The 24,943-nt window shown below is 71.3% G+C and carries 18 protein-coding genes; 10 read left to right on the forward strand and 8 right to left on the reverse strand.

Annotated elements, in window-relative coordinates:
- The first annotated feature begins 10 nt into the window (after positions 1-10).
- The 3 genes from WMF14_RS25800 to WMF14_RS25810 all read left to right on the forward strand — a co-directional run bounded on the left by WMF14_RS25800 (position 11) and on the right by WMF14_RS25810 (position 4,589).
- Positions 11-1,435, forward strand: coding sequence for a DUF1552 domain-containing protein (locus WMF14_RS25800; RefSeq protein WP_437790300.1), 1,425 nt, complete (start codon positions 11-13; stop codon positions 1,433-1,435).
- A gap of 133 nt (positions 1,436-1,568) precedes the next feature.
- Positions 1,569-2,738, forward strand: a complete 1,170-nt coding sequence (locus WMF14_RS25805; RefSeq protein WP_437790301.1) for an alpha/beta hydrolase family protein — start codon at positions 1,569-1,571, stop codon at positions 2,736-2,738.
- A gap of 381 nt (positions 2,739-3,119) precedes the next feature.
- Positions 3,120-4,589, forward strand: a complete 1,470-nt coding sequence (locus tag WMF14_RS25810) for a PAS domain-containing protein (protein WP_437790303.1) — start codon at positions 3,120-3,122, stop codon at positions 4,587-4,589.
- 738 nt (positions 4,590-5,327) lie between these two features.
- Here the strand turns inward: WMF14_RS25810 and WMF14_RS25815 are convergent.
- The 4 genes from WMF14_RS25815 to WMF14_RS25830 all read right to left on the reverse strand — a co-directional run bounded on the left by WMF14_RS25815 (position 5,328) and on the right by WMF14_RS25830 (position 13,242).
- The gene (locus WMF14_RS25815; protein WP_437804303.1) at positions 5,328-6,671 is read right to left on the reverse strand and encodes a DUF1552 domain-containing protein; all 1,344 of its coding nucleotides are present in this window, start codon (positions 6,669-6,671) and stop codon (positions 5,328-5,330) included.
- A gap of 35 nt (positions 6,672-6,706) precedes the next feature.
- Positions 6,707-8,374 (reverse strand): DUF1592 domain-containing protein, encoded by a 1,668-nt coding sequence (locus tag WMF14_RS25820; RefSeq protein ID WP_437790305.1) that lies wholly within the window; start codon positions 8,372-8,374, stop codon positions 6,707-6,709.
- Positions 8,375-9,337: 963 nt separating this feature from the next.
- Positions 9,338-10,453: a serine/threonine-protein kinase gene (locus WMF14_RS25825; RefSeq protein ID WP_437790307.1), complete on the reverse strand. Its 1,116-nt coding sequence runs from the start codon at positions 10,451-10,453 to the stop codon at positions 9,338-9,340.
- A 44-nt stretch (positions 10,454-10,497) separates the two neighbouring features.
- The gene (locus tag WMF14_RS25830; protein ID WP_437790309.1) at positions 10,498-13,242 is read right to left on the reverse strand and encodes a protein kinase domain-containing protein; all 2,745 of its coding nucleotides are present in this window, start codon (positions 13,240-13,242) and stop codon (positions 10,498-10,500) included.
- A gap of 179 nt (positions 13,243-13,421) precedes the next feature.
- On the opposite strand from WMF14_RS25830, the gene WMF14_RS25835 reads away from it, so the two are divergent.
- Positions 13,422-14,921: a serine/threonine-protein kinase gene (locus tag WMF14_RS25835; RefSeq protein ID WP_437790310.1), complete on the forward strand. Its 1,500-nt coding sequence runs from the start codon at positions 13,422-13,424 to the stop codon at positions 14,919-14,921.
- Between the two features lie 333 nt (positions 14,922-15,254).
- The gene (locus WMF14_RS25840) at positions 15,255-15,737 is read left to right on the forward strand and encodes a hypothetical protein (RefSeq protein WP_437790311.1); all 483 of its coding nucleotides are present in this window, start codon (positions 15,255-15,257) and stop codon (positions 15,735-15,737) included.
- A gap of 30 nt (positions 15,738-15,767) precedes the next feature.
- Here the strand turns inward: WMF14_RS25840 and WMF14_RS25845 are convergent, their stop codons facing one another.
- On the reverse strand, positions 15,768-16,931 hold the full coding sequence (locus tag WMF14_RS25845; RefSeq protein ID WP_437790312.1) for a hypothetical protein: 1,164 nt from the start codon (positions 16,929-16,931) through the stop codon (positions 15,768-15,770).
- A gap of 235 nt (positions 16,932-17,166) precedes the next feature.
- On the opposite strand from WMF14_RS25845, the gene WMF14_RS25850 reads away from it, so the two are divergent.
- Together WMF14_RS25850 and WMF14_RS25855 are read left to right on the forward strand one after the other, a co-directional pair.
- Positions 17,167-17,649 (forward strand): peroxiredoxin, encoded by a 483-nt coding sequence (locus WMF14_RS25850; protein ID WP_437322660.1) that lies wholly within the window; start codon positions 17,167-17,169, stop codon positions 17,647-17,649.
- Positions 17,650-17,764: 115 nt separating this feature from the next.
- Positions 17,765-19,771, forward strand: a complete 2,007-nt coding sequence (locus WMF14_RS25855) for a DUF4139 domain-containing protein (protein WP_437790315.1) — start codon at positions 17,765-17,767, stop codon at positions 19,769-19,771.
- Between the two features lie 169 nt (positions 19,772-19,940).
- Here the strand turns inward: WMF14_RS25855 and WMF14_RS25860 are convergent, their stop codons facing one another.
- From WMF14_RS25860 to WMF14_RS25870, 3 genes are all read right to left on the reverse strand, one after another.
- Entirely contained in the window at positions 19,941-20,384 is a 444-nt protein-coding gene (locus tag WMF14_RS25860; RefSeq protein WP_437790316.1) for an RDD family protein, read from the reverse strand.
- Between the two features lie 249 nt (positions 20,385-20,633).
- A complete protein-coding gene (locus tag WMF14_RS25865; protein ID WP_437790317.1) occupies positions 20,634-21,413 on the reverse strand; it encodes a type 1 glutamine amidotransferase domain-containing protein in 780 nt (259 codons plus the stop codon).
- A 228-nt stretch (positions 21,414-21,641) separates the two neighbouring features.
- On the reverse strand, positions 21,642-22,253 hold the full coding sequence (locus tag WMF14_RS25870) for a Crp/Fnr family transcriptional regulator (protein ID WP_437790318.1): 612 nt from the start codon (positions 22,251-22,253) through the stop codon (positions 21,642-21,644).
- 221 nt (positions 22,254-22,474) lie between these two features.
- Here WMF14_RS25870 and WMF14_RS25875 point away from each other — a divergent pair, with 221 nt between their 5' ends.
- The 3 genes from WMF14_RS25875 (at position 22,475) to WMF14_RS25885 (ending at position 24,911) form a co-directional block, all read left to right on the forward strand.
- Complete coding sequence (locus WMF14_RS25875; RefSeq protein ID WP_437790319.1) at positions 22,475-22,933, forward strand: hypothetical protein; 459 nt, start codon at positions 22,475-22,477, stop codon at positions 22,931-22,933.
- A gap of 424 nt (positions 22,934-23,357) precedes the next feature.
- Entirely contained in the window at positions 23,358-24,221 is an 864-nt protein-coding gene (locus WMF14_RS25880; protein ID WP_272093535.1) for a mechanosensitive ion channel family protein, read from the forward strand.
- 258 nt (positions 24,222-24,479) lie between these two features.
- Complete coding sequence (locus WMF14_RS25885; protein WP_272093536.1) at positions 24,480-24,911, forward strand: nuclear transport factor 2 family protein; 432 nt, start codon at positions 24,480-24,482, stop codon at positions 24,909-24,911.
- Positions 24,912-24,943: the final 32 nt, after the last annotated feature.

Genomic DNA, 24,943 nt, shown 5'->3' on the forward strand with positions numbered 1-24,943 from the left:
GAAGATCGCAATGAACCTCGCTCCTCCGAGCACCGCGCACCGGCGCGGCATGAACCGGCGCGCGTTCCTGCGCGCGGGCGGCGTCGCCATCGCCCTTCCGTTCCTCGAGGGTTTGCCGGCGCGCTCCGCCTGGGCCGCGGACAGCCCGCCCGTGTTCAGCCTCTACATCGTGGCGGCGTGCGGCGTGGTGGGTAAGAAGTTCTTCCCGGACCAGACTGGCCAGCTCACCACCGACGGGCTCGCCGCCATGACGGACAAGGCGACGCACGTGCTCGCGCCTCACGCCCCGAACCTGCTGTTCATCCGCGGGATCAACTTCCCCATGGGGGGCCCCACCAACTGCGGCCACGCGCAGGGCCTGTGTCAGTCGCTCACCGCGCGCCCGGCGCAGGGCGGCGGCAGCACCGCATCCTCGGGCGGCGTGTCCGCGGACGTGGTCATCGCCAAGCTGGTGAACGAGGGCGGCGCCGAGCCGCTCACGCTCTACGCCGGCAACCGCAGGAACGGGTACATCGCAGAGCGCATCTCTTTCAAGGGCGGCGGCGCCGGGCAGGTGCGTTCTGCGGACGACAACCCGTACACGCTCTACGCCAAGCTCGTCGGCCTGGCGGAAAGCGGCGGCGGCAGCAGCGGCGGCAACGGCGCGCAGGTCGCCGAGGAGCTCATCCGCAGCCGCAAGAGCGCGAACGACTTCGTGCGCGAGGAGCTGAACAGCCTGATGCGCATGTCCGCGCTGAGCTCCGCCGACAAGAAGCGCCTCCAGCAGCATTTCGAGGCCATCCGCGACGCCGAGGTCACGATGGGCGAGATGGCCAGCTCCTGCAGCCAGGCGGGCCTCTCGACGTCGGAGCTCGATGCGCTCAAGAGCGGCTTCGCGTTCAAGACGAACGGCATGATAGAGGACGTCGCGAAGCTCCACCTCGAGCTCGTGGCGCTGGCGTTCGCCTGCAACTTCAACCGCGTGGCGACGCTGCAGCACGGCGACGGCACGGATGGGACGAAGTATTCGGTACCGGCGAACGCGTCGCTCGGGTGGCCCTTCCACCACATCAGCCATCGTGTGCAATCGGACGCCGCTACGGGCAACAACCCGACGGCCGAGCAAGCACACGCCGAGATCGACGTGCTCCGCATGAAGACGCTGCTCCACGGCCTCGATCACTTCAAGGCGCGCGACCTGTTCGACAAGTCCATCGTCATGTGGACGAACCACGTATCGGACGGCCCGTCGCACAGCTTCCGCAACGTGCCGACGATCATCGCCGGAAACGGCGGCGGCTACCTGAAGCAGGGTGCGTACATCGACGCCGGAGACGTCACGAACAACCGGCTCTTCAACGGCCTCATCGCCGCCGCCGTTCGGGACAAGACCGAGTGGACGGAGAACTTCGGCGAGGGCAAGGGCTCCGGGCCCATCGACGGCATGCTCGCCTGAGCGGCATCGCCGGGCGGTGAGCGTCGCTGGACTCGATACCAGAATCGCCAACGCTCACATCGACTGCGAAAGACCCCAGTGAGCGGACGAAGAGCAAGTCGCGCGCGTCCCCTTCGCGCGAGAGGAGACCTCCATGCAAGCATCGACGCACGTAACGGCAGCAGCCGTCGCCCTCCTCCTGTTCGGCTGCGGTGCTGACGACTCGCTGCCCTCGGAGGCCGCTGGCACTCCGGCGGGCTCGAGCGGAGCCGCGGGCTCTGCCGGCTCTGCGACCACAGGCGCTGCGCCCGCGGGCAGCGGCGGCGGCGATGTGAGCGCGACCGGTGGCACGGCGGGTGGGGGCGCCTCCGACGGAGCGGCGGGTGGCTCCAGCGGAGCGGCGGGCGATGGCGGCGCAGGCGCCGGTGGCGCTGGCGCAGGCGCCGGTGGCACGGGCGCAGGCGCCGGTGGTGCAGGCGCGGGCGGCGCGGCGACGTGTGACCCCGCGGACGAGACCGCCGATCCGACGCCGGTCAACGTGAGGGGCATGGGAGCCGCGTTTACCGGCTCCCACGAGGTCGTGGTCGAAAAGGACCCCGGATTGTCTGGTCGCACGATCTTCAGGCCGAAGGACCTGGGCGGAGCCAACAAGTACCCGATCGTTGCCTGGGGGCAGGGCGGCTGTTCCTTGAACGGCACCACCAACCCAGATTTTCTGGGCGAGCTCGCGTCTCACGGGTACCTGGTGATCTCCGATGGTGAACCGAACGGCTCCGGATCGAGGCAAATGGTCGACGACTACAAGGCCATGGGAAAGCCCCTGATCGAATCCCTGGATTGGGCGATCAAGGAGAACGGGCGAGCCTGCAGCCAGTACTACCGGAACCTGGCCGCCGACAAGGTCGCGGTCATGGGTTGGTCCTGCGGCGGACTGATGGCGGAGGGTGCTGCCGGCGACCCGCGCGTGACGACCGCAGTGATCTGGAGCAGCGGGATGATCAACCCCGATCAGAAGATCCTCGACGCGCTCCACGCGCCGATCGCGTTCATCCTCGGCGGCCCCGATGACGTCGCTTACCCGAACGGGACCCGGGACTACCGGAACACCAGCCGCGTGCCCGCCGTCCTTGCGAGCACCAACGTGGGCCACGGCGGCACGTACGGCCAAGACAACGGCGGAGTCTTCGGCAAGGTCGGCGTCGCCTGGCTAGGCTGGCAGCTGAAGGGTGACATGGGGGCGACCGGCAAGGGCATGTTCGTCGGCGCGAGCTGCGGCCTGTGCACAGACCGGGCATGGACCATCGAGTCGAAGAACGTGAACTGAGTCTACGGCGCACGACCGGCGCTCCCGGCGAGCGCGAGCCGCAGGAGCTCCTGCGGAATCCGAGGCGGACCTGGAAGGTGCGCCACCGCCCCCGTGCCAGACGCCGATGGCGTGCAGCCTCGCCTGGCCCCCAAAAAAGTGAGCACTCACACAGTTGGTCTCCGGTCCCATCGACTGCGCGCGCCTTGACGCGATCCGGCGGCTCGACGATAGGCCCAGCGAGGTGGTGCAGCGCTCGTCACTGGCCATCGCCACCGCGGGGGACGGCAGGTGCGCGTCGCGGTGGGCCTTGTCGACTTTCTGGCGAGATCGACGTGCGGAACCGTTACACTACGGCACGACGGGCGGCGCGCTTGCGGATCAGCGCGGGGAGGAGCGAGCATGGGTCGGGACAGGGGCGAGCGGACATCCGGACCGTTCGGACACGCGGACGCGAACGGGGCGTCCGGAGGGGACCACGACTCGGAAGCAGGGAGCCCGGCGGGCGGGCCCTGCCAGCTTGGCGGGATCCCCGCGCCGGGCGGGGTGACCGCGCGCGGCGATGACGAGATTGACTACAAGGCCGAGTGCGCGGCGCTGCGCGCGCGCGTCGAGGAGCTCGAGAATGAGCTGGCCAGTCGGCGCGGCGAGCTCGGGCGCGAGAGAGGGTTGGTCAGCGCGGCGGCGGCGTACCTCGACGCGCCGTTCCCGCTGGGCGCCACGCAGGTGCCGGCGCTGATCCACTGGCGCGTGGATGGCACCGTGACGCGCTGGAACGACGCCGCCAGGTGCCTCTTCGGCTGGAGCGAGGGCGAGGCCGTCGGCCGCCGGCTCTCCGAGCTCGTGGCCGCAGATCCGGTGTCGCCCGAGGAGGTGCAGGCGTTCAACCACGATCCCGGCGAGAGCCTCTTCGCGACGACGACGAGCGTGGGCAGGACGAGAGAGGGAGACGCGATCACCTGCCGGTGGACCTACGCCGTGCTGCGCGATGAGCGAGGCGACGTCCGGGAGATCGCGGCCATCGTGGATGAAGGCGACGATCCCCGGCAGAGAGAGCGCCTGATGCACGAGCGCTATCGGATGCTCCTGCAGCTCGTGGACAACTCGCCGAACGTCATGTTCATCAAGGACGCGGAGGGGCGCTACGTGTTCCTCAACCGCCATTATGCGCGGGCCATCGGGCGGCACGTCATCGAGTTCCTCGGCAGGGACGAGCATGAGTTCGGCGCCACGCCGCCCGGCGTCGCCGACCGGATCGTGGAGAAGGAACGGGAGGTGTTCGCGAGCGGCCAGGCCATGCGGTACCAGGAGGTCCTGGACTACGGCAGCCAGAATTTCTATTTCTTCACGGTCAAGTTCCCGGTTCGCAACGAGCGCGGCGAGCTGATAGGCGTCGGCGGCGTCGTGAGAGAGGACACCGACCTGAGGCGCGCGGAGGCGGAGCGGGCCGCGCTGCAGGAGCAGATCATCGCCGCGCAGCAGGAGGCGCTCAGGGAGCTGTCGACACCGCTCATCCCGCTCGCCGACGGCGTCCTGGTCATGCCGCTCGTCGGGACGGTGGACAGCGCGCGCGCGGGGCAGATCATGGAGACGCTGCTCACCGGGATCAGCAGCCAGCGCGCCCACACCGCGATCCTGGACATCACCGGCGTGCGCGCTGTCGACACGCTCGTCGCCGATGCGCTGACGCGGACCGCGCGCGCCGCCCAGATGCTCGGCGCGCGCGTGGTGCTCACCGGCATCCGCCCCGAGGTGGCGCGCGCCCTGATCGATCTCGGCGCCGACCTCACCGGCATCGTCACGATGGGCACCTTGCAGAGCGGCATCGCCTATGCGCTCCGGCCCACGGAGCGCCCGCGCGCTGCCCGGTGAAGCGCGCCGCCCGGTGAAGCGCGCCCTGGGTGCATGGCAAAGAGACCGAGGCCCCTCCCCTGCGCGCCGACTGGAGCGCGCGATCCGGGGACGAGCTCGCCCTTGAGAGGCCGCGCGCGGGTCCATTTTCGTTGGCACCCACAATGTGAGCGCTCACAGTCCGTCTCGGGGTCGCCTTTCGCTTTCCCCTGACCAGGCCGTCATGCGCTGGCTCTTCGGCCCTGGGATCGGGCTCGCTCTCTGCGCCGATTCCATTCGCCTGATCGTCGCAGACGCGAGCGACGGCGAGGTCGCAGGGGCGCCGCTCGCGCCGTAGCGCGCTGGGCGCGAGGTCTCGTGTCTCTTCGGGGGCTCTCGATCGATCACTTCGATGGCGCCAGCGGAGCTCGCATCCCCGCGGCGCTCCGCTTCGGTGTGCGTGGTACGGAGGCTGGTGGACATGCACACCGGGTTTCCGACAGCGGAGCTCCCGGACAGGATACACCCGAACGAGTCCGGCTACGTGCGCATGGCGAACGTCTGGTACGGGGCGATCGGCGATCTGCTGCGGTGAGGCGACGTCGCGGTCGCGCCTTCCCGGTGCGACCCTCCTGCTCGCGCCGCGTCGCGTGACGGCGCCAGCCTGTACCTCGAGGACCGCCGGCCGGCGTCGTTGAAAACGCGCCGGCCAGCGTCGTTGAGCTCGCGCCGGCCAGCGTCGTTGAACTTGCGCCGGCCGGCGCTCTGTCCTTGCGACGGCTACGTCAGGTTCGTGAGCGGCCCGGTGCAGAATTTCGGGTCGCCGAACGTGTTCCGGTTGTCGCCGAACAGGTTCAAGATCGAGACGAGCAGGTTGTTGTGCGAGAGGTTGGGGTACCGGACCCAGCGTCCAGTGCGCAGACCGCCGCCGCCGCCGGCCAGCAAGAACGGCATGTTCGACTTGTTGTGGCTCGGCGGATCCGAGAGCTCGGACCCGAAGAAGACGACGCTCTCGTCGAGCAGCGAGTGTCCACCCATGTCGATCTTCGCCATCTCCTGCAGGAGATAGAGGTGCTGCTTCGAATACCAGTTGCAGATGAGCTCGCACTCGGCCGCCCTGAAGCCGCCGTCGTGCTGGTAGAAATGGTGGTGCTCGCTCAGGTTGAGCCAGGGGAAGGTGTGCTTCGCCTCGGTGTCGCTCCACTGCAGCGTGCCGACCGCGGTGATGTCGCAGGCGAGCGACATCACCAGCATGTCCATCATCAGCTTGCCGACCTTCGGGATCGCCGCGTCGGTCGAGGTGTCCTTGACCTTGCCGTCGTTGTCCGCGCTGAGCCCCGTGCGCGGGTTGTAGTCGGACGTGTCGACCTTCGTCGGCGCCTTGCACGCGCTCGTCTCGACCGGCGCCGCGGTGTCGAGGCTCTTCTCGATCTCGCGGATCTTCGTCAGGTGCTGGTCGATCTTCTGCGCGTCGGCGGCGCCGAGCCGCGTGGACAGGGCGGAGTAGCGCCCGTCGAGGAAGTCGAGGATCGACTTCTTTCGCGCGAGTCGGCGGGCGGCGTCGTTGCCGGCGCTGGGATCCAGCGTGCCGAAGAGGTCGGTGAAGATCTCCGTCGGATCGAGGCGCGGCGCGATCGGCCTGAACGGCGCGGTGCTCTCGAAATTCGCGGCGTTCATGGGTGACAGCAGGCCGTGGGACTTTCCCGTCGCCCAGCGCACCGCGATCTCGATGCTCGCCTTCGCCTTTTGACCGGCGGAGATCCGGGAGGCGATCACCTGATCGATGGACGGTCCGCCCCCGTAGCCGCCGTTCGGTGCCTGGGTCGTGCCCGAGAGCCAGGCGATGATCCCGGCCTGGTGCTGCTCACCGACCGCGCTCTTCATGTCGAGGCCGTCGACGACGAGCAGCTTGTCCTGCACCGGCGCGAGCGGCGACAGGATGGGCCCCAAGGTGAAGTTCATCTCGCTGCCGGTCGGCCGCCAGCGGTTCATCACCGTCCCGCCCGGCGTGTAGACGGAGAGGAAACGCTTGGCGGGGGCGGGTGCCGCGCTCGCCGTGCGTTCGGTGCCCATGATCTCCAGCCAGGGGAGCGCGATGGCGATGGCGCCAGCGCCGCGCAGCACGGCACGTCGGCTCAAACGAAAGTTCGACATAACCATCACTCCTCCTGGGCAGCCATGTAGTGGAACGCATCCGTCTGCGTGAGCTCGATCAGGAGCTGCTTCACATTGTATCCGGACGCCTTGAAGGCGTCCGTGACAGCCTTCTTGGTGCAAGCGTCCCCGGCGCGGAGCGTGAGACCATAGCCGTACTCGGCCCAGTGCGTCGCGAAGCAGTTCTGCACCGCATCGGTCTGGGCGAGCCCCTGCACCAGCTCGATCGGCCCGTTCACCTTGATGTCCGTGCCCGGGACCCCGCCGCTCGCGTCGATCGGGACGTCGTTCTCCGTCGTACGGAACAGCCCGACCGCGTCGTAGTTCTCGAGCGCGAACCCGACCGGATCCAGGTACTGGTGGCAGGTCCCGCAGACCGGGTCCTTGCTGTGCTGGCTGAAGCGCTCCCGCGCCGTCTTGCCGGTGTACGGCTCCGGCGGCTTCACCCTCGCCAGGATGTCGCCGGTGGGGAGCGGGATCTTCTGGCACATCAGCTTGTCGAGCACGAAGCCGCCGCGGACCACGGGGTTCGTGTTGTTCGAGTGCGTCGTCCCGGCCATCATACCGGCCTGGGTGAGGAGCCCGAGGCGCTGGGTCGTGTCGAGCTGCACCTGCTGGAACTCGTCGCCCGTCACGCCGGAGACGCCGTAGAACGCCGCGAGAGGTCCATTCATGAAGGTGTACGGGGCCGTCAAGATGGACGCCCAGGTGCCGTTCTCCTCGAAGATCTCGTGCGCGAGGAATCGCTGCGTCTCTTCGTGCAGGAGCGAGCCGATCGTCCGCGAGAAGGTCGGGAACGTCTCCGCGTTTCGCTCGAGATCCGCGAGGCTGCTGATGGGGAGCAGGTTGTCGAAGAAGTACCGGACGGTGACCCGGGACCGAGGATCCTCGAGCATGCGCTCGGCGTGAGCGCGCACGCCTTCCTTGGTCGAGAGCTCACCCGCTTGCGCCGCCAGGCGCAGCTTCTCGTCGGGCATCGTGCCCCAGAGCAGGTACGATAGGCGCGTCGCCATCTCGTCGCCCGTGGGCCGGCGGAGCTCGGGGCGCTGCGGGTCGGGCGTGCCGAACTCGATGCGGTAGAGAAAATCCGGCGATTGAAGCAGCCCCTCGATCACCGTCGCGACGCCGGCGTCGAACGTGGCGTCCGTCCGGCCGGCGGTGTACAGCGCGAGGAGCTCGTTCGCCTCGCCGTCGGCGAGCGGCCTCCGGTAAGCGAGCGGCGCGAGTCGCTCGATGATCGAGCGCGCGCACGCCTCCTCGTCCTCCGCCCTCACGCTGCTCGCGCAAGGGTGGAGCTTCGCGAGCGCCTCCGGGGTGGCGGTCGCGCGCTTGGCGATGCCCTCCGCGACGGTGCCCAGCTGCTCGGCGAGCAGGCTCGAGACCGACAGCACGTCCGCGTCATTTCCAAAGCCGTTCCCGACCTCCTCGCTCGGCAGTGAATAGGCCGGGTCGGTCGTGTCGCCCAGGAGGTCGCGGACGGTCTTGTTGTACTCGAAGCGCGTCAAGCGCCGCAGCGGCGCTCGCCCGGGGTACACCGCGCCGTCCTCGCAAGCGGCCGGGTCCGTCGGGCCCGTGCCCGTGCCCGTGCCCGTCGAGGTGGGCGGCGGGTCGTCGTTCGGCTTGGAATCGTCGGAGCGAAATCCGCCCAGGTCTCCCGTGCAGCCGCTGGCCACGATCAACGCGATCGAGACAGCTGACCGAGAGCCTAGGCGAGGACGCGCCTTCTCATGATCTGAGGGCCTAACCATGGTTCTCTCTCCTCGCCCGCTGTGGGCACGCTAAAGTGGAGCGCAGGCGGGATCTGGTGTCTACCCTCGCCCGTATCGCGACAGCTCGTGGCCAGTCCGGCCTGAATATATTTCTGCTACCTGCCGAGAAAATCCAGCAACCACTCCAGGGCGGGGCGCGGCTGGCCATCACGGATGAGGCCGAGTCCCTCCCCCACGTCGTGCCATGGACGTAGCCCGAGAGCGCGATGCCTTCGACGTTCTCGTGGCTCCGGAACATCGTGAACTGCTCCTCCATCACCCGCCGCTACCTCTCGTCATCAACGCCATTTGGCCTCCCGTCGGGATGGTAAGGAAACGACTCACAATGCAGGCATCAGCGACGACGATGACAAGATGCTTGTGGCCTGCGGTGACACGACCATCGAGGTAGCTACGCTCGCGCGGACCACCCCCTGCGCACCGATGCTACCGGTGAACAGCATCCATGATTTTTCACGACAATCGTGGAACAACCGAGGTCTGTCGCGTTCTCCGGTGGCTCGCTCCTGGCGAAACGCCGATCGCCGTCGTTCGGCAATCATCTGCGCAACGACCGAACGCGACCGGCACCAGGCTCGACCCGATACCCGACCACGCAGCTCGCAATGCGCATGGCGACCCACCCAGAGCAAAGCGAAAGGATACCTCTGCAATGTGAACGCTCACATGCCCGATGTCAACGCCTATCGACCGTTCCGCGCGCGTCCGCCGACCCGAGGGAGGACAAGGCCGGCGGAGCTCCTCCGGAGCGACGCGTCAACAGGAGCAGACGCCGCACCACGGTCGTGCAGCTGAACGAGATTATGGTGTTGAACGCATACCGACGCTCCGGGCTCCCCCGCGGACGCCGGAACCGCAGCGGCGCGCTCAGCCGCGCGAGGGCCGCCCCTGTTCCAGGAGCCCGCCCGATTCCCCCTCGCCCACCGACGCCGCCGCGCGCATCGACTGCAAGGCGGCGATGATCTCCTTCGTGACCCGCGGCCCGCCCGGGGCGTAGGACGGCGCGAGCGGCTTCAGCGGCGCCGGGAGCACCTCGGCGACCCGCGCGCCGATGGCGTCGCGCGACGCCGCGTGCCCCTCCTCCTCGGCCGCGGCCCGGAGCGCCCGCGCGAAATCGGCCGCCGTGAGCCAGCGCGCGTCGCGATCGCGCTCGATCGCCCGCGCGACGGCGGCCGTGACGGCCTGGCTCACGCCCTCGCGCTCGCTCGAGAGCGGCGGCACCTCGCGCTCCAGGACGGCGTGGAGGGTCGAGACCATGTTGCTGCCGGCGAACAGCCGCCTGCCCGCCAGCACCTCCCACGCCACGACCCCGAGCGAGAACACGTCCGAGCGCCGATCCAGCGGCCGCGCATTCGCCTGCTCCGGCGAGAAATAGCTCAGCTTCCCCTTCACCATCCCGGTCTTCGTCCGCGTCGTGCGGCGCAGGGCATACGCGAGCCCGAGATCGCAGATGGACGCCCGGCCGTCGACCCCGACAAGGACGTTGGAGGGCGAGATGTCCCGGTGGATCACCTGGAGCAGCTCCCCCGAGCTGTCGCGCGCCTCGTGCGCGGCGTGGAGCCCCTCGGCGGCCTGCGCGATGAGCTCGATCGCGTCGCCGACCCCGAGCGCCTCGGGTGCCCGGGTGAGGTGCTTGAGGGTGACCCCCACGACGAGCTCCATGACGATGTACGGCGCCCCGTCGTCGAGACCGTAATCGAGGACGGGCACGAAATGGGGGCTCGCGACGCGCGACGCGATGCCCGCCTCGTCGAAGAGCATGGACGAATAGCTCGACTCGTACCGCAGATCGGCCCGGATCCGCTTCACCGCCACGAGCGACTCGCGCTCCAGACCCGCGCAGCCCGCACCCGCCGCACCGCCCGCGTCCCCTCGGCCTGCAGCGCAGGCGCGACGCGCGATGAAGACCTCGGCCATGCCGCCCTTGGCCAGCTGCAACAGCAGCTCGTAGGGACCGACGGTGCCCAGATCAGACGAATCCATGCTCACTGCTCTGGGCGGCGGGTTATCACGTCAATGTAACTTCATCAACCTTGGCCCCCTTGCGCTTCGTTCCGTTCACGCTCTGATTTGCGCTCCGGGGGGCGCCCTTGTCCGGCTCCGCCTCCGCTGCCTTCCCGCGCGCGGTCCTGCGCGGGGCCGCGGGCGACGAGGCCCTCGTTGTCCGTGGGGGCGTCGCCGCCCCGCTCGGCGTGCTCGGCCAGCACCCGCTCGTCGGTCTCGCCCACCGAGCGCAGCCAGCGCGCCGCAGCCCGGTGGCCGGCGGCGCGATCGCCGTCCGTGAGCATCCCGTAGGCGGCGTCGCGCACCAGGGCGTGACGGAACGTGAGCTCGTCGTGCCCCGGGTAGCGCGACACGCCGCGCCGGGCGACGAGCTCCTCCGAAAGCAGGCTCTTGAGCCAGCGGTCGAGCGACTCGGCCGAGGTGCCGGCGCCGAGCAGCTGCCGCACGCCCTCGGGCCAGAAGCTGCCGCCGAACAGGCTCGCCGCCCGCAGCGTGCGCCGCGCCTCGGCCGGCAGCGCCTCGATGCGCGCGTGCATCAGGGCCACGACCGTGGGCGGCATGTCGCTCCGGCCCTCGGCGCGCGCGCGCATGAGCTCCTCGAGGAAGAAGGGGTGGCCGTCCGCGTGCTCGACGAGCCGCGCCACCTCGGGCAGCGCGAGCTCCTCGCCGAACACGCTGCGGACGAGCCGCTCGGCCGCCCGCTGGCTGAGCGCTCCGAGCTTGATGTGCTGCACCCCGCGCGAGCCCCAGAGGCCGGGGAACGTCTCCATCACGCTGTGGCGCGCGAAGCCGAGCACGAGCAGCGGGCGATCCGAGAGCACCTGGAGCGCCTCGTCCAGCAGCGAGAGCGAGGCGTGATCGCTCCAGTGCATGTCCTCGAGCACCACAACGACCGGCCCCTCGCCGCAGCGCGCCGCGAGCCACTCGAGCACGGCGCGGCGGGCCTGCTCGCTCACGGCGACAGCGTCGCCGCGGGCGGCGCGCAGCTCCACGTCGGGGTCGTCGAACGGCGTGCCCGCGATCTCGCCGAGGTACCAGGCGACGCGCGGGGCGTCGTCGGCTGGCGCGGGCAGGGCCCGCGCGACGTGCTCGCGGATCTTGACGCGGCGCGCCTCGAGCGCCTCGCCGGGCAGGCAGCCGGCGGCCGCGAGGACGATCTCGCCCAGCATGCCGAACGGCGCGCCCGCGCCGAGGGGGTCGCCCCGCGCCACGTAGACCGACGCGCGCGCGTCGCGCTCGCGCACGGCGCGGACGAGCTCGCAGCGCAGGCGCGTCTTGCCGATGCCCGCCTCGCCGAGGACCAGCGCCGCGCGCGCCACGGGCTCGTCGGCGCTCTGCTCGAAGAGGCCGCGCAGCGTCGCGAGCTCGCGGTCGCGCCCGACGAACGAGGTGACGCGGCCGAAGAGCGTGCGCTCGGGCTCGGTGCCGTCGCGCTCGCCCTTCAGCAGGAACGAGGGGCCGTCGCCGATCACCTCGAAGCGCGGCGCCGCGAGCCCGGCCGTGACCTCGTCGATGCGCACGTCGCCCTCGGCCTCGCGGAGGCGGGCGACCGCGCGGTCGATCACGTCGCCCGCGGGCAGGCGCTCGCCCACCTGCGCGCGGCCCGTGGCGAGCGCGACCGGGCGCCCGGGCAGGCGCGCCTTCAGCGCGAGCGCGCACTGCGCGGCGCGCGCCGCGAGGTCGAAGGCGGCCATCGTGCCGGCGCCGCCGCGGCCGGAGAACACCTCGTCGGTCTGCGAGGACAGGAGCACCATGCGCGTGCCGCCCGGGAGCCGCACGCGCTCGCCGCCGAACGCCTCGGCGAGGTCCGCGATGATCCGCTCGACGCCGCGATCGCTCGCCGGCTCCGGGTCCGCGGCGCCCAGATCGACGAGGACGACGCTGACGAGCCGCCGCTCGTCGTCGGTGACCGACGCCGGCGCGCCGTCCGCGCCCGCGCTGGACGCGCGCGCGAGCAGGGCGCGCGCCTCCGCGAGGGCGGCCGCCGCCGCGCGGCCGTCCGCGGGGCGCGCCGCCGGGTCCTTCGCCAGGAGGCGCGCGACGAGCTCGTCGATGAAGGGCGGCACGTCCGGGCGCCGCTCGACGAGGCGCGGCGCCTCCTCGAGGAGGATGCGGCACACCTCGGCGAGCGGGTCGTCGGCCGCGAAGGGGCGCTGGCCGGCGAGGCACTCGAAGAGCACGACGCCGAGCCCGAAGACGTCGGCGCGCGCGTCGACCTCGGCGTCGCCGCGCGCCTGCTCGGGCGCCACGTAGCCGAGCGACCCGACGAGCGAGCTGGCCTCCGTGACGAGCGAGGTCGACGCCGCCGCCCGGGCGACGCCGAAGTCGAGCAGGACGACGCCGTCGACCCTGCCTTCGCGCAGGAGCACGTTGCTCGGCTTGAGATCGCGGTGCGTGATCCCGATGGCGTGGATCGCGGCGAGCGCCTCCGCGATCTGGTGCGCGACGAGCAGCGCGTCGGCCACGGGGAGCGCCCCCTCCCCCAGGCGCGCGTCGAGCGTGACGCCCTCGAGCCACTCCATCGCGAGCCACAGGGCGCCGTCGTCGCCCGTGCCGTGCGCGATGTGCTGCACGATGAGCGGGTGCTGCACGGCCTCGAGCATGCGCGCCTCGCGCCGGAAGCGGGCGGCGAGCTCCGGGGGCGCGACCTTGAGCGCGACGGGGCGCCCGGTCAGCTGGTCGATCGCCCGGTAGACCGTGCCCATCCCGCCGGCGCCGGCAAGGCGGTGCACCTCGAACCGGCCTGCGACCAGCGTGCCCTCGCGCATGGTGCCAGCTTATCCGAGACCTCCCGTCAGGTGCGCGGCGCGAGCGCTCGGTGGTGACGGTCCGGGGTGTTTGTTGTACGCTGTGCGCGCCGACACGCGCCAACACCAGAGCGCCGCGCCGCCCGCACAGGACGCCTCCCCAGGGCCGTCGGCCCGGCCGATCGAAGAGGGACCCCCCGATGAACCCCGGACAGCAGGTGACGAGCACGCTCAGGCTGGCGCGCGAGCTCGGGAAGGGGGCGATGGGGAGCGTGTGGGTGGCCGATCACCTCGCGCTCGGGACGCAGGTGGCGGTGAAGTTCATGGCGCCGGCCTACGCGGACCAGAGCGGCTTCGTGGAGCGCTTCCGGCGGGAGGCGATGGCGGCCGCGCAGATCAAGAGCCCGCACGTCGCGCAGGTCTTCGACCACGGCGTCACGACGGACGGGGTGCCGTTCATCGTGATGGAGCTCCTCGAGGGCGAGGACCTCAAGAGCCGCATGCAGCGGCTGGGCGCGCTGCCGCCCGTCGAGGTCACGACGATCGTGTCGCAGACGGCCAAGGCGCTCGGCCGGGCGCACCAGGTCGGGATCGTCCACCGCGACATCAAGCCGGACAACATCTTCCTGCTCGACGTCGAGGGCGAGCTGTTCGTGAAGGTGCTCGACTTCGGGGTGGCCAAGCGGGTCCACGGCGAGCTCGGCATGACGTCGACCGGGAGCGTGCTGGGCACGCCGCTCTACATGAGCCCCGAGCAGCTGCTCAGCGCGAAGCACGTCGACTTCCGCGCGGATCTCTGGGGGCTCGCGGTGGTCGCCTACCACGCGCTCACCGAGCAGGTCCCGTTCCGGGGCGAGACGCTGGGCGCGCTGTCGGTGGTGCTGCACACCGGGATCTTCACGCCGCCGAGCGAGGTGAGGCCGGAGCTCTCTCCGGCGATCGACGCCTGGATGAAGAAGGCGCTGGCGCACGATCCCGCGGCGCGCTTCGCGTCGGCGCGGCAGATGGCGGAGGCGCTGGAGCGCGCGGTCCTCGGGATCGGGCGCACGGCGTTCACGACCGAGCCCTCGTCCGCGGGGGAGCGCTCCCACCACGGGAGCGCGTCGCAGCCGGTGCTGTTCGGGGAGCCGACGCCGCTGCCGCCGGCGCCGGGCGCGCGGCTCTCGACGACCGGCACGCCGCCGTCGTCGGCGCCGGGCGCGCGGCTCTCGACGGACGGCGCGCCGGGGCGGACGCTCGCCGGCATGGCGACCTCGGGGACGGACGGGGCCCGGAGGTGGGCGCCGGCCATCCTGGCGGCCGCGCTCGCGTTCGGAGCGCTCGTGGCGGCGGTCGTCTTCCTGGCGACGAAGCGAACGCCCACGGCCGAGGTGACCCCCTCGTCGGAGGCTCCGGCCCGGCAGGCCGCGCCCGTCCCGGCGCAGCCGGTGGTGCCGGCGCCGGCGAGCGCCGCCGCGCCGGTGCCGGCAGAGCCCGCGAGCGCGACGCCCGCGGCCGAGACGGCGCAGCCGACGGCCACGGCGGCGACCGCGCAGCCGGCGAGCGCTGTCCGGACCGGCGCAGCGGGGAGGCCGGGCGCGACGGCGGCGCCGCGCGGCACCTCGGAGGGGCGCGGCCGCGCCACGCCGCGGGAGGCGTCGACGGGCCGCACGACGGGGACGAAGCCGCCCACGCAGGTCGAGGACACGATCGGCTTCTGACGCGGCCTCCGGCCCCGTCCTGCTCCGGCCGCCCCAGGCGCCCGTGGACACGGCCTTCGGACGACCTGGTCAGACGGAGCCCCCGAAATGGGGCGCTCGCGCCGATCGACTGCAAAATATGGAATCAACCGCGCTGGCACGGGCGAGGTCGACATCGGAAGGTGAGGCCCGGGGGGCGCACTGCGACATCCCGCCTCACTCCTCCAGCGGAAGGGGCACAGAAATCGGCGCAAACGCACCGAGGCGCGAGAATTTCGGATTGGCACAGAGCGTGCGGTATCCGTCGCCGGGGCCCTGAGCGAGGACGCGCTCGACGCGAAGGAGGTCTCTTTCATGGAGAAGCTGGTAATTGGCCTGGTGCAGACGCACGACGAGGCGGAAGCCGCGGCGGAACGCATCATCGACTGCGGCTACACCCGACAGGAGGTCAGCCTGCTGATGACCGACGCGACACGCCACAGGTGCTTCCGGAGCCCGGACGGAGCGCCGTCGTCACAGACGTTCGGCGCGGCGGTCGCGATGAGCGTCGTGGTCCCCGACCTCGGGTTCGTGGTCGCCGGCCCGCTGGCCGCGGTCGTGGCCAGCGCGGTCGGCGCCGGGATCACGGGCGGCCTGCGCGAGATCCTCATGACCGCCGGCGTCCCGAGGCACTGGGCGGAACGCTACGAGGCCGGCGTCCGTCAGGGCGGGATCCTCGTGAGCGTATTCGCTCGCAGCGAGCGAGACGTCGGCCTGCTCCATCTGGTCCTGGACGACAACGGCCTCTACGCGATCCGGCACGCCGCCGAACGCGAGGCGTACGATATCTATTGCTGATCGCGCCAGCAGGGCGAGCGGCGCTCGGGCTCAGCCTCCCAGCGACCTGAGCCGCGCGCGCAGCATCAGGGCCCCGATGAGGTCCTCCTCCGCGTCGCTCCGGCGCGACCAGCCGAGCGACAGGTAGCGCAGGAGCTCGCCGAACGTCGGTCCGGCCGGCGCCGCGCTCGTGCCGCCGCGGACGACCCAGAGCTGCTCGCCGTCGGCCCCCAGGGCGACGATCGCGCGGTGGGGCGCCGCCGCGCCGCCGCCGAGCGCCGAGCCCGCGAGCCGCGCGATCGGGTAGAGCTGCCGCGCCGCCGCCGCCTCCCAGCCCGGCTCGCGCTCGTGGCCGAGGAGCTCGTCCTCACGCAGGAAGCGCAGCGTGCCCTCGATGGCGCCGATCGCGAGCTCCCGGTAGAGGTCCTCCGGATCCGCCGGATCGGCCCAGTCGTACGCGCGCGCGAACGCCGTGTACGTCGCCGGCGGGGCGACGCCGCGGACGGGCGGCGACGACGCGGGCGCGCCGCGGCCGCTGTCGCGCCGGAGCACCCGGTTGAGCCGCGCCACCTCGTCGGCGATCGACCCCGGCCCCGGCTCGACGAGGCGCACGGCGACGCGGCGCTCGGGCGCGAACAGGGCCCCCATGAGCGCGCCCAGCACCGGGGCGCCCAGCTCGGCGGCGAGGAACGTCGAGCCGCGGTGCGGCCGGATCGCCCGGTCCGTGGCATCGCGCTCTTCGGCCGCCGTCGCGCCCTCGGGCAGGTCGACGTCGAGCTCGACGACATCGCTCCGGTCGGGCGCCTCCACGCCCGCCTCGAGGCCCTCCTCCCCTTCCCTCACGAAATGGCGGACGAACCCGCTCGCCTCGAAGCGCCAGCCGTCGTCGTGGACGACGTCCTCCGAGAAGACGAGCGCGAAGAGCGTCGCGCCGGGGTGGCCGAGCTCGGCGGCCGCGTCGAGCACGGCGACGGGCGGAGAGAGCTCGTCCTCGAAGAGCTCGGAGAGGTGGTCGAGCTCGTCGTCCCCGCCGCCGGCCGCCTCGCCGCTCGAGTAAAACGCCGCCGAGTACCCGGGCACGCCGGGGAGCGGCGCGATGAACAGGCGCGGCGAGGCGACGTCCCAGCCACCGAGCGCCACGGCAAAGCCCTGGGACAGCGCGCGGTCCGGGATCTCGGCGGGTCGAAAGATCAACGCAGCGAACGTGGTGGCCATGAGGCGCTCATCGTAACCCGATCGCCGGCCCGCGGCCGGCGTCCGACGCGCGCGGCGCGCCTTCATAACCGCTTACTCAAGTTCTCCCTGGTCCGGCGCGCGGGCGCCGCCACGGCAGGAAATCGCGAAGGAACCTGCCGAGAGCCCGGCTCGCCGCGCCCCCGCCCGACGGAGAGCCGCCGCGCTCCGCTGGGCGCCTTGGACGCGGCGCGGCGCATCGGGTAGAGGACACACCATGCTCGGTAAATCCACCCTGTCCGTCGGTGAGACCGCCCCTGATTTCAGCCTGCAATCGCAGAAGCAGGAGACGGTGAAGCTCTCCGACTTCCGTGGCAAGAAGACCGTTGTCCTCTTCTTCTATCCCAAGGACGACACCCCGGGGTGCACCGCGGAGTCGTGCGCGTTCCGCGACCATTACGATGCGTTCGCGGAGGCCGGCGCCGAGGTCATCGGCGTGAGCGCCGACTCGGCGGGGTCTCACCAGCAATTCGCCGACAAATACCGCCTGCCCATGACGCTGCTCAGCGACCCTGGCGGGGAGACCGCCGCGCGCTACGGCGTCAAGTCGCTCTTTGGCCTCCTCCCGGGCCGCGTGACGTTCGTGATCGATCGCGACGGCATCGTTCGACATGCCTTCTCCTCCCAGCTCCGCGCGACCCGCCACGTCGACGAGGCGCTCGCGGTCGTGAAGCAGCTCGAGGCCTCGGGGCGCGGCTGACGCGCGGCGCCGCGCCCTATCTCCCGGCCAGCCACCGTCGTTGACGCCCTCCGGAGGGGCGTTATGGACACCTCCGGGGCGGGGCCACAGCACGCCTCCGCCGGGGGAGGCGACGATGAACCATGGATTGAGGACCACGGCGACGCTGAGGGCCGCCGCGATGGATCCGGCCCGATCGGGGGCCGTGTCGGACACGCTGCTGCTCCGCCGGGTGGTGCTCTCGACGGGCGGAGTCGGCTATTTCGAGTACGAGGCGCGGGTGCGCGGCGACGCCGAGCTCCGGCTCGAGGTGCGGCTCGATCAGGTCGACGACGTATTGAAGAGCATCGTCGTCTACGACCTTCACGGGGTGACGGGGAATATCACGCTTCCCGGGAGGGAGCCGCTGCGCGACCTGTTCCGCGAGCTCCCGTTCGACGAGGGCGCGCTCGAGTCCGCGCCCGCCCTGCTGAACGCCCTGCGCGGCGCCGAGGTGCGGACGCGGGGCCTGCAAGGCGCCGTCGCCGGGCGGATCCTCGCGGTCACCACGGCGCAGGCGGCGCTGCCGCACGGCGGATCGGAGGAGCGGCACCGGCTCGCGCTGATGTCGGAGGGCGCGCTGAAGCAGGTCGTCCTGGAGGAGCTCGAGAGCGTGGAGCTCGTCGAGGAGCGGCTGCGCCAGCAGGTCGGCGCGGCGCTCGTCGGGCTCTCGAGCGGGCGGGAGCGCAACCGCCGCGAGCTCGTCGTGCGCACGGCCGGCGAGGGCGAGCGGGTGGTCCGGGTGGCCTACGTCATCGAGGTGCCGCTCTGGAAGACCACGTATCGGCTCACGGTGCCGGAGGACGCGCAGACGAAGACAGCGGCGCTGACCGGGTGGGCCGTCGTCGAGAACCAGAGCGGCGGTGACTGGCAGAACGTGGACTTCACCCTGGTGTCGGGCGACCCGGTGACGTTCCGCCAGGCGCTCTACGAGATCTACTACGTGTCTCGCCCGGAGGTGCCGGTCGACGTCGCCGAGCGGGTGCTGCCGCTGCTCGACAAGGGCGCCGCCGAGCTCGCGGCCAGGGCGGCGCCGCGCATGGGTTACCGCGCCGGCGGCGCCGATGGGGCCCCCGCGCCCGCCGCGGGGACCGCCGCGCCCATCGCGAAGGTGGAGCCGGAGGCCGAGGAGGCGGCGACGCAGGTCGTGTTCCGCTTCCCGGCGCCGCTCACGATCGCGAGCGGGCAGACGGCGCTCCTCCCGATCGTCCAGCGCGATATCCCCGCAGAGCGGCTGTGGCTCTATCAGCCGGAGGCGAGCGCGCGCAGCCCGCTCGCCTCGGTCCGGCTGAGGAACGACGAAGACACGACGCTCCCGGCCGGAGCGATGACGGTCTACGAGCGCTCGAGCCGGGGGGTCGTCACCTATGTCGGCGACGCGCGCCTCGCGCCGCTGCCGCCGGGCGAATCGCGGATCGTGAGCTTCGCCGTGGACCGGAAGGTGCGGATCGACCGCGAGGAGCGCGGCGAGGAGGTGTTCTCGCGCGCCAAGATCCAGGGCGGCGTGCTCGAGATCGTCAGGACCGCCCGCAAGGTGACGGTCTACACGATCGTGGGCGCGGCGCGCGAGCCGCGCGTCGTGCTCATCGAGCACCCGCGCATCGCCGGCTGGGACCTCGCCGAGCCCAGGGAAGGCGTCGAGACGACAAGCGACCGCTACCGGATCCGGCGCGAGGTCGCCGCGGGCGAGACGGCGCGCGTGACCGTATCGCTGGAGCAGCCCATCTCGCACGCGGTCGCGCTCACGAGCCTCTCGAGCGAGCAGATCGAGGTCTACCTGTCGTCGCGCGAGATCCCCGAGGCGCTGCGCGCGGCGCTCGCGCGGCTCGCGGAGCTCAGGGCCGCGGTCGCCGAGAGGCAGCGGGCGCTCTCGGTCCTCGAGTCCGAGCTCGCGGCGCTGCGCGTGGAGCAGGAGCGCGTGCGCAACAACCTCAAGGCCGTGCCCGCGGGGAACGCGCTCCACGAGCGCTACCTCAAGACGCTGGGCGAGCAGGAAGACCGGATCGCGGCCGTGTCGGCGAAGCTCCCGGGCGCGCGGGAGGCGGTGGCCAGCGCCGAGCGGGCGCTCGCCGAGTATGTGCGCGGCCTGTCTCTCACGGCATAGCGCCGAGCGCAGGCCGCGCGCGCCCGGCGCTGTCCTGCGCGGCCTCCCCTCCCCTCCTGTGCATCCCCATCGGTGTCCTCTCTCTCCATTGCGCCACTCCTGCGCCGCCCTGGCGACCTCCTGTGGGGCGTCTCGACCCATCAGGGGGCGTTCACTCCTGCTTTGGCTGCTAACCCACCCGGACGCGGATCACCCGCGTACCGCCCGCGAACAGGTCGTGCTTGCCCTGGCGGAGCGGGCTCGAGCGGATCGTCAGAGCGATCCACGTCCAGGCGGCGAGCGCGATCAGCGGCCCCGCGAGCGGGACCGCGCCGACGATCGTGAACGCCTCGCGGATCAGCGCCTGCTTCAACGACGGCCGGCCGCCGTCCGGGCCGAGGACCCGCAGGCCCAGCGCGAGCTTGCCGGGCGTGGCGCCCGCCAGGGCGTCGAGCAGCGAGAAGTACGCGAGAACGAGCGCGGAACCGAGGATCAGCCAGTCGAAGCCGAAGCCGATGAGCTGGCCGAGACCGACGTCGAGGGCGGCGAGGACGAGGACGTCGATCCCGCGCGCGGCGATGCGGGAGGAGAGCTCGGCGGGGACGGGCGAAGCGACGGATGAGACAGCGGACATCGTGGCCTCCGGGAAAGGGCGGGCGGCAAAGCCGTCCGGAGAGAGAGACCCGGCCACCGCGCAGAACTCATCGGTCGGCCCCGAAAAAAAGACGCAGCCGCCGACGGCGAGCCCGTCCGGCGCTCCGCTCCGCGCGCGGGGCCGCCCACGGGCGCTCTCGTCATTGTCCAGCTCCAGCGAACACCACACTTTGCGACTTTGCGTTGAAATCTCTCGTCGGATCCCTGGCCGGACCTCTGACGGGCGGAACTAGATACGTTCTGGCTCCGCGCAGCGGGCGCCGCGCCGGTAGTCGGCCAGGGCCTCCAGGTAAAGCGCGCTGAACCGATCCGTGGAGAAGGGATTCTGGCTGGTCACGAGGTTGCAATCCCGCTGCGCGTGGGCGCTCCCCGGGAATGCGGCCTCATGCTCGTAACCGTGGTCCTCGAGCTGCTCGCCGATGCCCCGGACCTGGGCGTCGGCCCCCATCACGAAGGTCTCGATATAAAACTCCTCGAACGACGAGACCGACGTCACCGTCCGGCCGCTGAGCGGGTTCGGCTGCCGCATGCGGGTGAGCACCGCCGGCGCGTGGCAGATGAGCCCCACGGGCTGGTGTTTCGCGCCTAAGTGAGCGAGCAGCGCGTGCAGATCCGCGTTGTCGAGCAGGTCGACCATCACGCCCTGTCCGCCGGGAACGACGATGCCGTCGAACGAGTCGGCCGCGGCGCGCGCCGCCTTCAGGCTGAGCGGCGCACGGACCTCCGGGGCGCGCTCGACGAAGCGCTGCGCTTGCGCGCGCCGCGCTCCGTCTCCCCAGTACCGCGCATCGAGGCTCTCCGGGTCGATCGCCGGGGCGGCGCCTCCGTCGGTCGCGAACACGACCTCGTGCCCCGCGCCGGTGAGCGCCAGGTACGGCTCGTAGAGCTCGCCGAGGAAGGTGCCGGTCGCGCGCTTCGAGCTGTCCGCGAGCGTCTGCTCTCGCGCGGCGCTGAGGACGAAGAGGATCTTCCCTCTGGGTTTTTCTGCCACCGGGCGCTCGGGGAACACGGGGTGGAGCCTGGGCGCCGCCGCGCCGCACGCGACAAGCGCCGAGCCGGCAAGCAGGACCGCGAGGCCCGCTATCAGCGCCGTCCTTCGGGCCGCGCGCTGCGGCGCTCCGCGGCGCCCCGGGCCGCGCGTGGGTTCCGTTGCTGGGCGCTCGCCGTCTCGCTTCGTTCGTTCCGTCGTCATGCGGGAGACCATGACCAGCGGAGCGAGATCGCACCTTGACCTAGGTCAAGAAGCAGCGGACCTGGTCGCCGCGCGCTTCAGGCGGCTCAGGGCTTCGGGTGTGATGCCGAGATACGCCGCGATGTGGTAGTCGGGCACGCGGCGCGCCACGGCCCCGTGCTCTGCGAGGAACGCGCGATAGCGCTCGGCCGCCGGTTCCATCAGCAGCGACGCCTCGCGGCGCACCTTCTTCAGGTACACCCGCTCGACGATCCGCCGGCTCACCCGCTCCCAGTAGATGTCGTGCTCACAGAACTCGCTCAGCCGCGAGTAGGGCGCGACGAAGAGCTGCATCGGGGTCAGCGCCTGGATCGTCAGCCGGGCGGGTTCTCCGGTGATCAGCGCCTCCAGCACCGACATGAAGTCCGGCGCGGAGATGAACCCCTTGTTGAACTCCTTCCCATCGCTCCGCGTGTAAAACATCCTCGCGATGCCGGAGCTGACGAGCGCCACCGAGTCGCTCGCCTCGCCCGCCCGCACGAACGCCTCGCCCTTCCGCAGGCTCTTCCCGTGAAACAGGGCCGCGAAGGCGTCGAAGCGCGGCGCCGGCCGGGCGTCGAGCGCGGCGATCATGCGCGCGAGCGCCGCGATCTGTTCCGCGCGCGAGAGCTGCACCATCGACGGCGAGCCTAGCACAGCGCGTCTCCCGTGCGCATACACCTTCATCGTGACTCGCCGAGTTGGACGGGCTAGATCACAGATGCATGAAGCACTCTGCAGCCACAGCGGTTCTTGTCGCCTCTTGCCTCCTCGTTGGCGCTGCGTCGGCGCAGGCGGACGGCTCGCCCCCCGCGGGGAGCCCTCCCCCCGTGGTGTATCCCGCGGAAGGCTGGCCCAACGTGGGGCGCCCTGGCGATCCGGTCGTGAGCGTGGGCGGCCTCTTCAGCTATACTGGCCGCGAGAACGCCGATGACGCCGTGGGCGCCGGCGTCGAGGGCAGCTTCGCGTGGTACGGACAAGGCTCGTTCGTCTGGATAGGCGCCGTTGCGCAGGCGCAGCTCGTCGCCGACCGACCGGTCCACGAGAGGTTGGCGCTCGGTTTCCAGGGTGGGTTCGGCCCGATCGGCGCCGAGCTCTCGATGTACACCGAGGGCTCGGGCACGTCGAACGCCCGGACGTATGGGGCGCAGATCGTCCCCTTCATCGGGCTCCCCATCGCCTACGCGGGCTTTCGGCTCGCCCTTCCGTTCAACGAGGGAAATGGCGCGACGGCGCCCTCCTACGGCACGGAGTACGGGTTGGTCATCGGCCTGAAGTTCCCGATCAACCCGAGAGCCTTTGGACATAGTCTTCACTGAGCCGGTTCACAGCCCCGTACGCAAGCCACACCATTCTCCACCTATGCAGCTGGCCCGCGTCCGCTCTCCCCTCCTCGACCGTCACCTCGGCGGCCACTCGCCAGGCGATGGGCTTGCTCCTGTGCCCCTTCACGTCGGCCGCTCGTTCAACGTCGCACGTCGCACGCCGCACGCCGCACGCCGCACGCCGCGTGCGCCCCCGCCGCCCGTTGCTCCTTCGCTACAACGAGGTATCCGCTCCGCGGCCGCCTGATGTCCGCAGGCCGCAGCGCTGAGGCTCGAAAATCTCGGTCACGCCCCTCGCGGAGCGACCCGCCGGTGTGATAAAGCTGGCCGCCAGGGGGCGAATCCAGCAAGGCGCGGCGCGCATGCGCCTTGCACGGGGCCCCCCGCGAGCGACGCACACGTCGCCAGGAGGCTTGAGATGGACGAGAGGGTTCAGCGGTACGTGGACATGGGGGTAGCGCTCGGGGTGAGCGTCGGCGGGAAGATCGTGGGCGCGATCCTCGTCTGGGTCATCGGCCGCATGATCGTCCGGGGGCTCCTGTCGATGCTGCAGCGCAGCTCCGCGCTGAAGAAGCTCGACACGACGCTGGCTCATTACCTGGAGTCGGCGGCGTCCGTGCTGCTGAACATCCTGCTCGTCATCGCCGTGCTCAGCGTCTTCGGCGTCGAGACGACCACCTTCGCCAGCCTGCTCGCCGCGATCGGCATCGCCGTCGGCATGGCATGGTCCGGCCTCCTGTCGAACCTCGCGGCCGGCATCTTCATGATCCTCCTGCGCCCCTTCAAGACCGGGGATTACGTGACGGCCGGCGGCGTGACGGGCACCGTCCACTCGATCGGCCTGTTCGCGACGACCCTCGACACGCCCGACAACGTCCGCACCATCGTGGGCAACAACAAGATCTTCAGCGACACGATCCAGAACTTCAGCACGAACCCGGTCCGCCGCGTCGACTGCACCGCGCAGCTCGCCCACGGCGCGGATCACGAGGCGGCGATCGCCCGGCTCAAGACGCACCTCGCGCTCATCCCCAACGTCGCGAAGACCCCTGCGCCCAGCGTCGAGATCCTGGATTTCACCCTCGCCGGGCCCGTGCTGGCCGTCCGGCCCTTCTGCCACACCGATCACTACTGGGACGTCTACTTCGCCACGACCAAGATCATCCGCGAGGAGCTCGGCAAGATGGGGCTCCCCGTCCCGAGCCAGCACGTGCACATCAACCAGCTCGCGGCGGCGCCTCCCCATCGCGCCGCGAGCTCGGAGATTCACCCGACGGCCTGACGCTCCGTCGACCGCGGGTCAGCCTGCCCGCGCGCACAGCCGGGCAGGCGGGTGGTCTCGCGAGCAAATCCTCCGCGTCGCGGCGCTCGAGGAGCTCGACGCGGCCGGCGTCAAGCGGATGAACCGGACGCAGCTCGTCCTCCATCAGCGGAGCAAGGGCCCGTCCTAGTCAGGCTGCGCCCGGGCGCATGGTCGAGCGGGCGAGACGACGCCGTCGAGGCTCTTGCGCCCGCGCTGGCCGGGGAGCATGGTCGCTGCATGAGCGTCGAGGAGCGCGTCGCGGCGGAACGGCTTGTCCTGGCCGCAAACGAGGCCTTTTACGAGGCGTTCCGCGCCGGGGACTACCAGGCGATGTGCCGGGTGTGGGCCGAGCGTGCGCCCCTGGCCTGCGCCCATCCCGGCATGGAGGCGCTCTCGGGGCGCGCCAGCGTGCTCGAGAGCTGGAGCCAGCTCCTGCGCCAGACCTCGCCCCTGCGCATGCGCTGCCAGGGCGCCTCGGCGCACCTCTTCGGGGAGTTCGCCTTCGTCACGTGCTACGAGGCGAACGGCGACGAGCCCGCACACCTGTGCGCAACCAACGTGTTCGTCCTCGAAGACGGGCAATGGAGGATGGTCCACCACCACGCCGGTCCGCTCTCCGCGCCGCGACCCGAGCGGTGGGCGCCCGCTCGCTCCCGGCTCATGAACTGAGAGGCTGGCCGGGGCCGGGGGGACCCGCCATG

The organism is Sorangium sp. So ce693, assembly GCF_051521375.1.
Taxonomy (GTDB): domain Bacteria; phylum Myxococcota_A; class Polyangia; order Polyangiales; family Polyangiaceae; genus Sorangium; species Sorangium atrum.

What these genes read in the sequence shown, in the direction of transcription:
- WMF14_RS25860 (WP_437790316.1), bottom strand. Translation starts at nt 20,384, where the DNA reads ATGTCCGCTGTCTCATCCGTCGCTTCGCCCGTCCCCGCCGAGCTCTCC.
- WMF14_RS25835 (WP_437790310.1), top strand. Translation starts at nt 13,422, where the DNA reads ATGAACCCCGGACAGCAGGTGACGAGCACGCTCAGGCTGGCGCGCGAG.
- WMF14_RS25870 (WP_437790318.1), bottom strand. Translation starts at nt 22,253, where the DNA reads ATGGTGCAGCTCTCGCGCGCGGAACAGATCGCGGCGCTCGCGCGCATG.
- WMF14_RS25800 (WP_437790300.1), top strand. Translation starts at nt 11, where the DNA reads ATGAACCTCGCTCCTCCGAGCACCGCGCACCGGCGCGGCATGAACCGG.
- WMF14_RS25845 (WP_437790312.1), bottom strand. Translation starts at nt 16,931, where the DNA reads ATGGCCACCACGTTCGCTGCGTTGATCTTTCGACCCGCCGAGATCCCG.
- WMF14_RS25840 (WP_437790311.1), top strand. Translation starts at nt 15,255, where the DNA reads ATGGAGAAGCTGGTAATTGGCCTGGTGCAGACGCACGACGAGGCGGAA.
- WMF14_RS25855 (WP_437790315.1), top strand. Translation starts at nt 17,765, where the DNA reads ATGAACCATGGATTGAGGACCACGGCGACGCTGAGGGCCGCCGCGATG.
- WMF14_RS25880 (WP_272093535.1), top strand. Translation starts at nt 23,358, where the DNA reads ATGGACGAGAGGGTTCAGCGGTACGTGGACATGGGGGTAGCGCTCGGG.
- WMF14_RS25830 (WP_437790309.1), bottom strand. Translation starts at nt 13,242, where the DNA reads ATGCGCGAGGGCACGCTGGTCGCAGGCCGGTTCGAGGTGCACCGCCTT.
- WMF14_RS25805 (WP_437790301.1), top strand. Translation starts at nt 1,569, where the DNA reads ATGCAAGCATCGACGCACGTAACGGCAGCAGCCGTCGCCCTCCTCCTG.
- WMF14_RS25810 (WP_437790303.1), top strand. Translation starts at nt 3,120, where the DNA reads ATGGGTCGGGACAGGGGCGAGCGGACATCCGGACCGTTCGGACACGCG.
- WMF14_RS25885 (WP_272093536.1), top strand. Translation starts at nt 24,480, where the DNA reads ATGAGCGTCGAGGAGCGCGTCGCGGCGGAACGGCTTGTCCTGGCCGCA.
- WMF14_RS25850 (WP_437322660.1), top strand. Translation starts at nt 17,167, where the DNA reads ATGCTCGGTAAATCCACCCTGTCCGTCGGTGAGACCGCCCCTGATTTC.
- WMF14_RS25825 (WP_437790307.1), bottom strand. Translation starts at nt 10,453, where the DNA reads ATGGATTCGTCTGATCTGGGCACCGTCGGTCCCTACGAGCTGCTGTTG.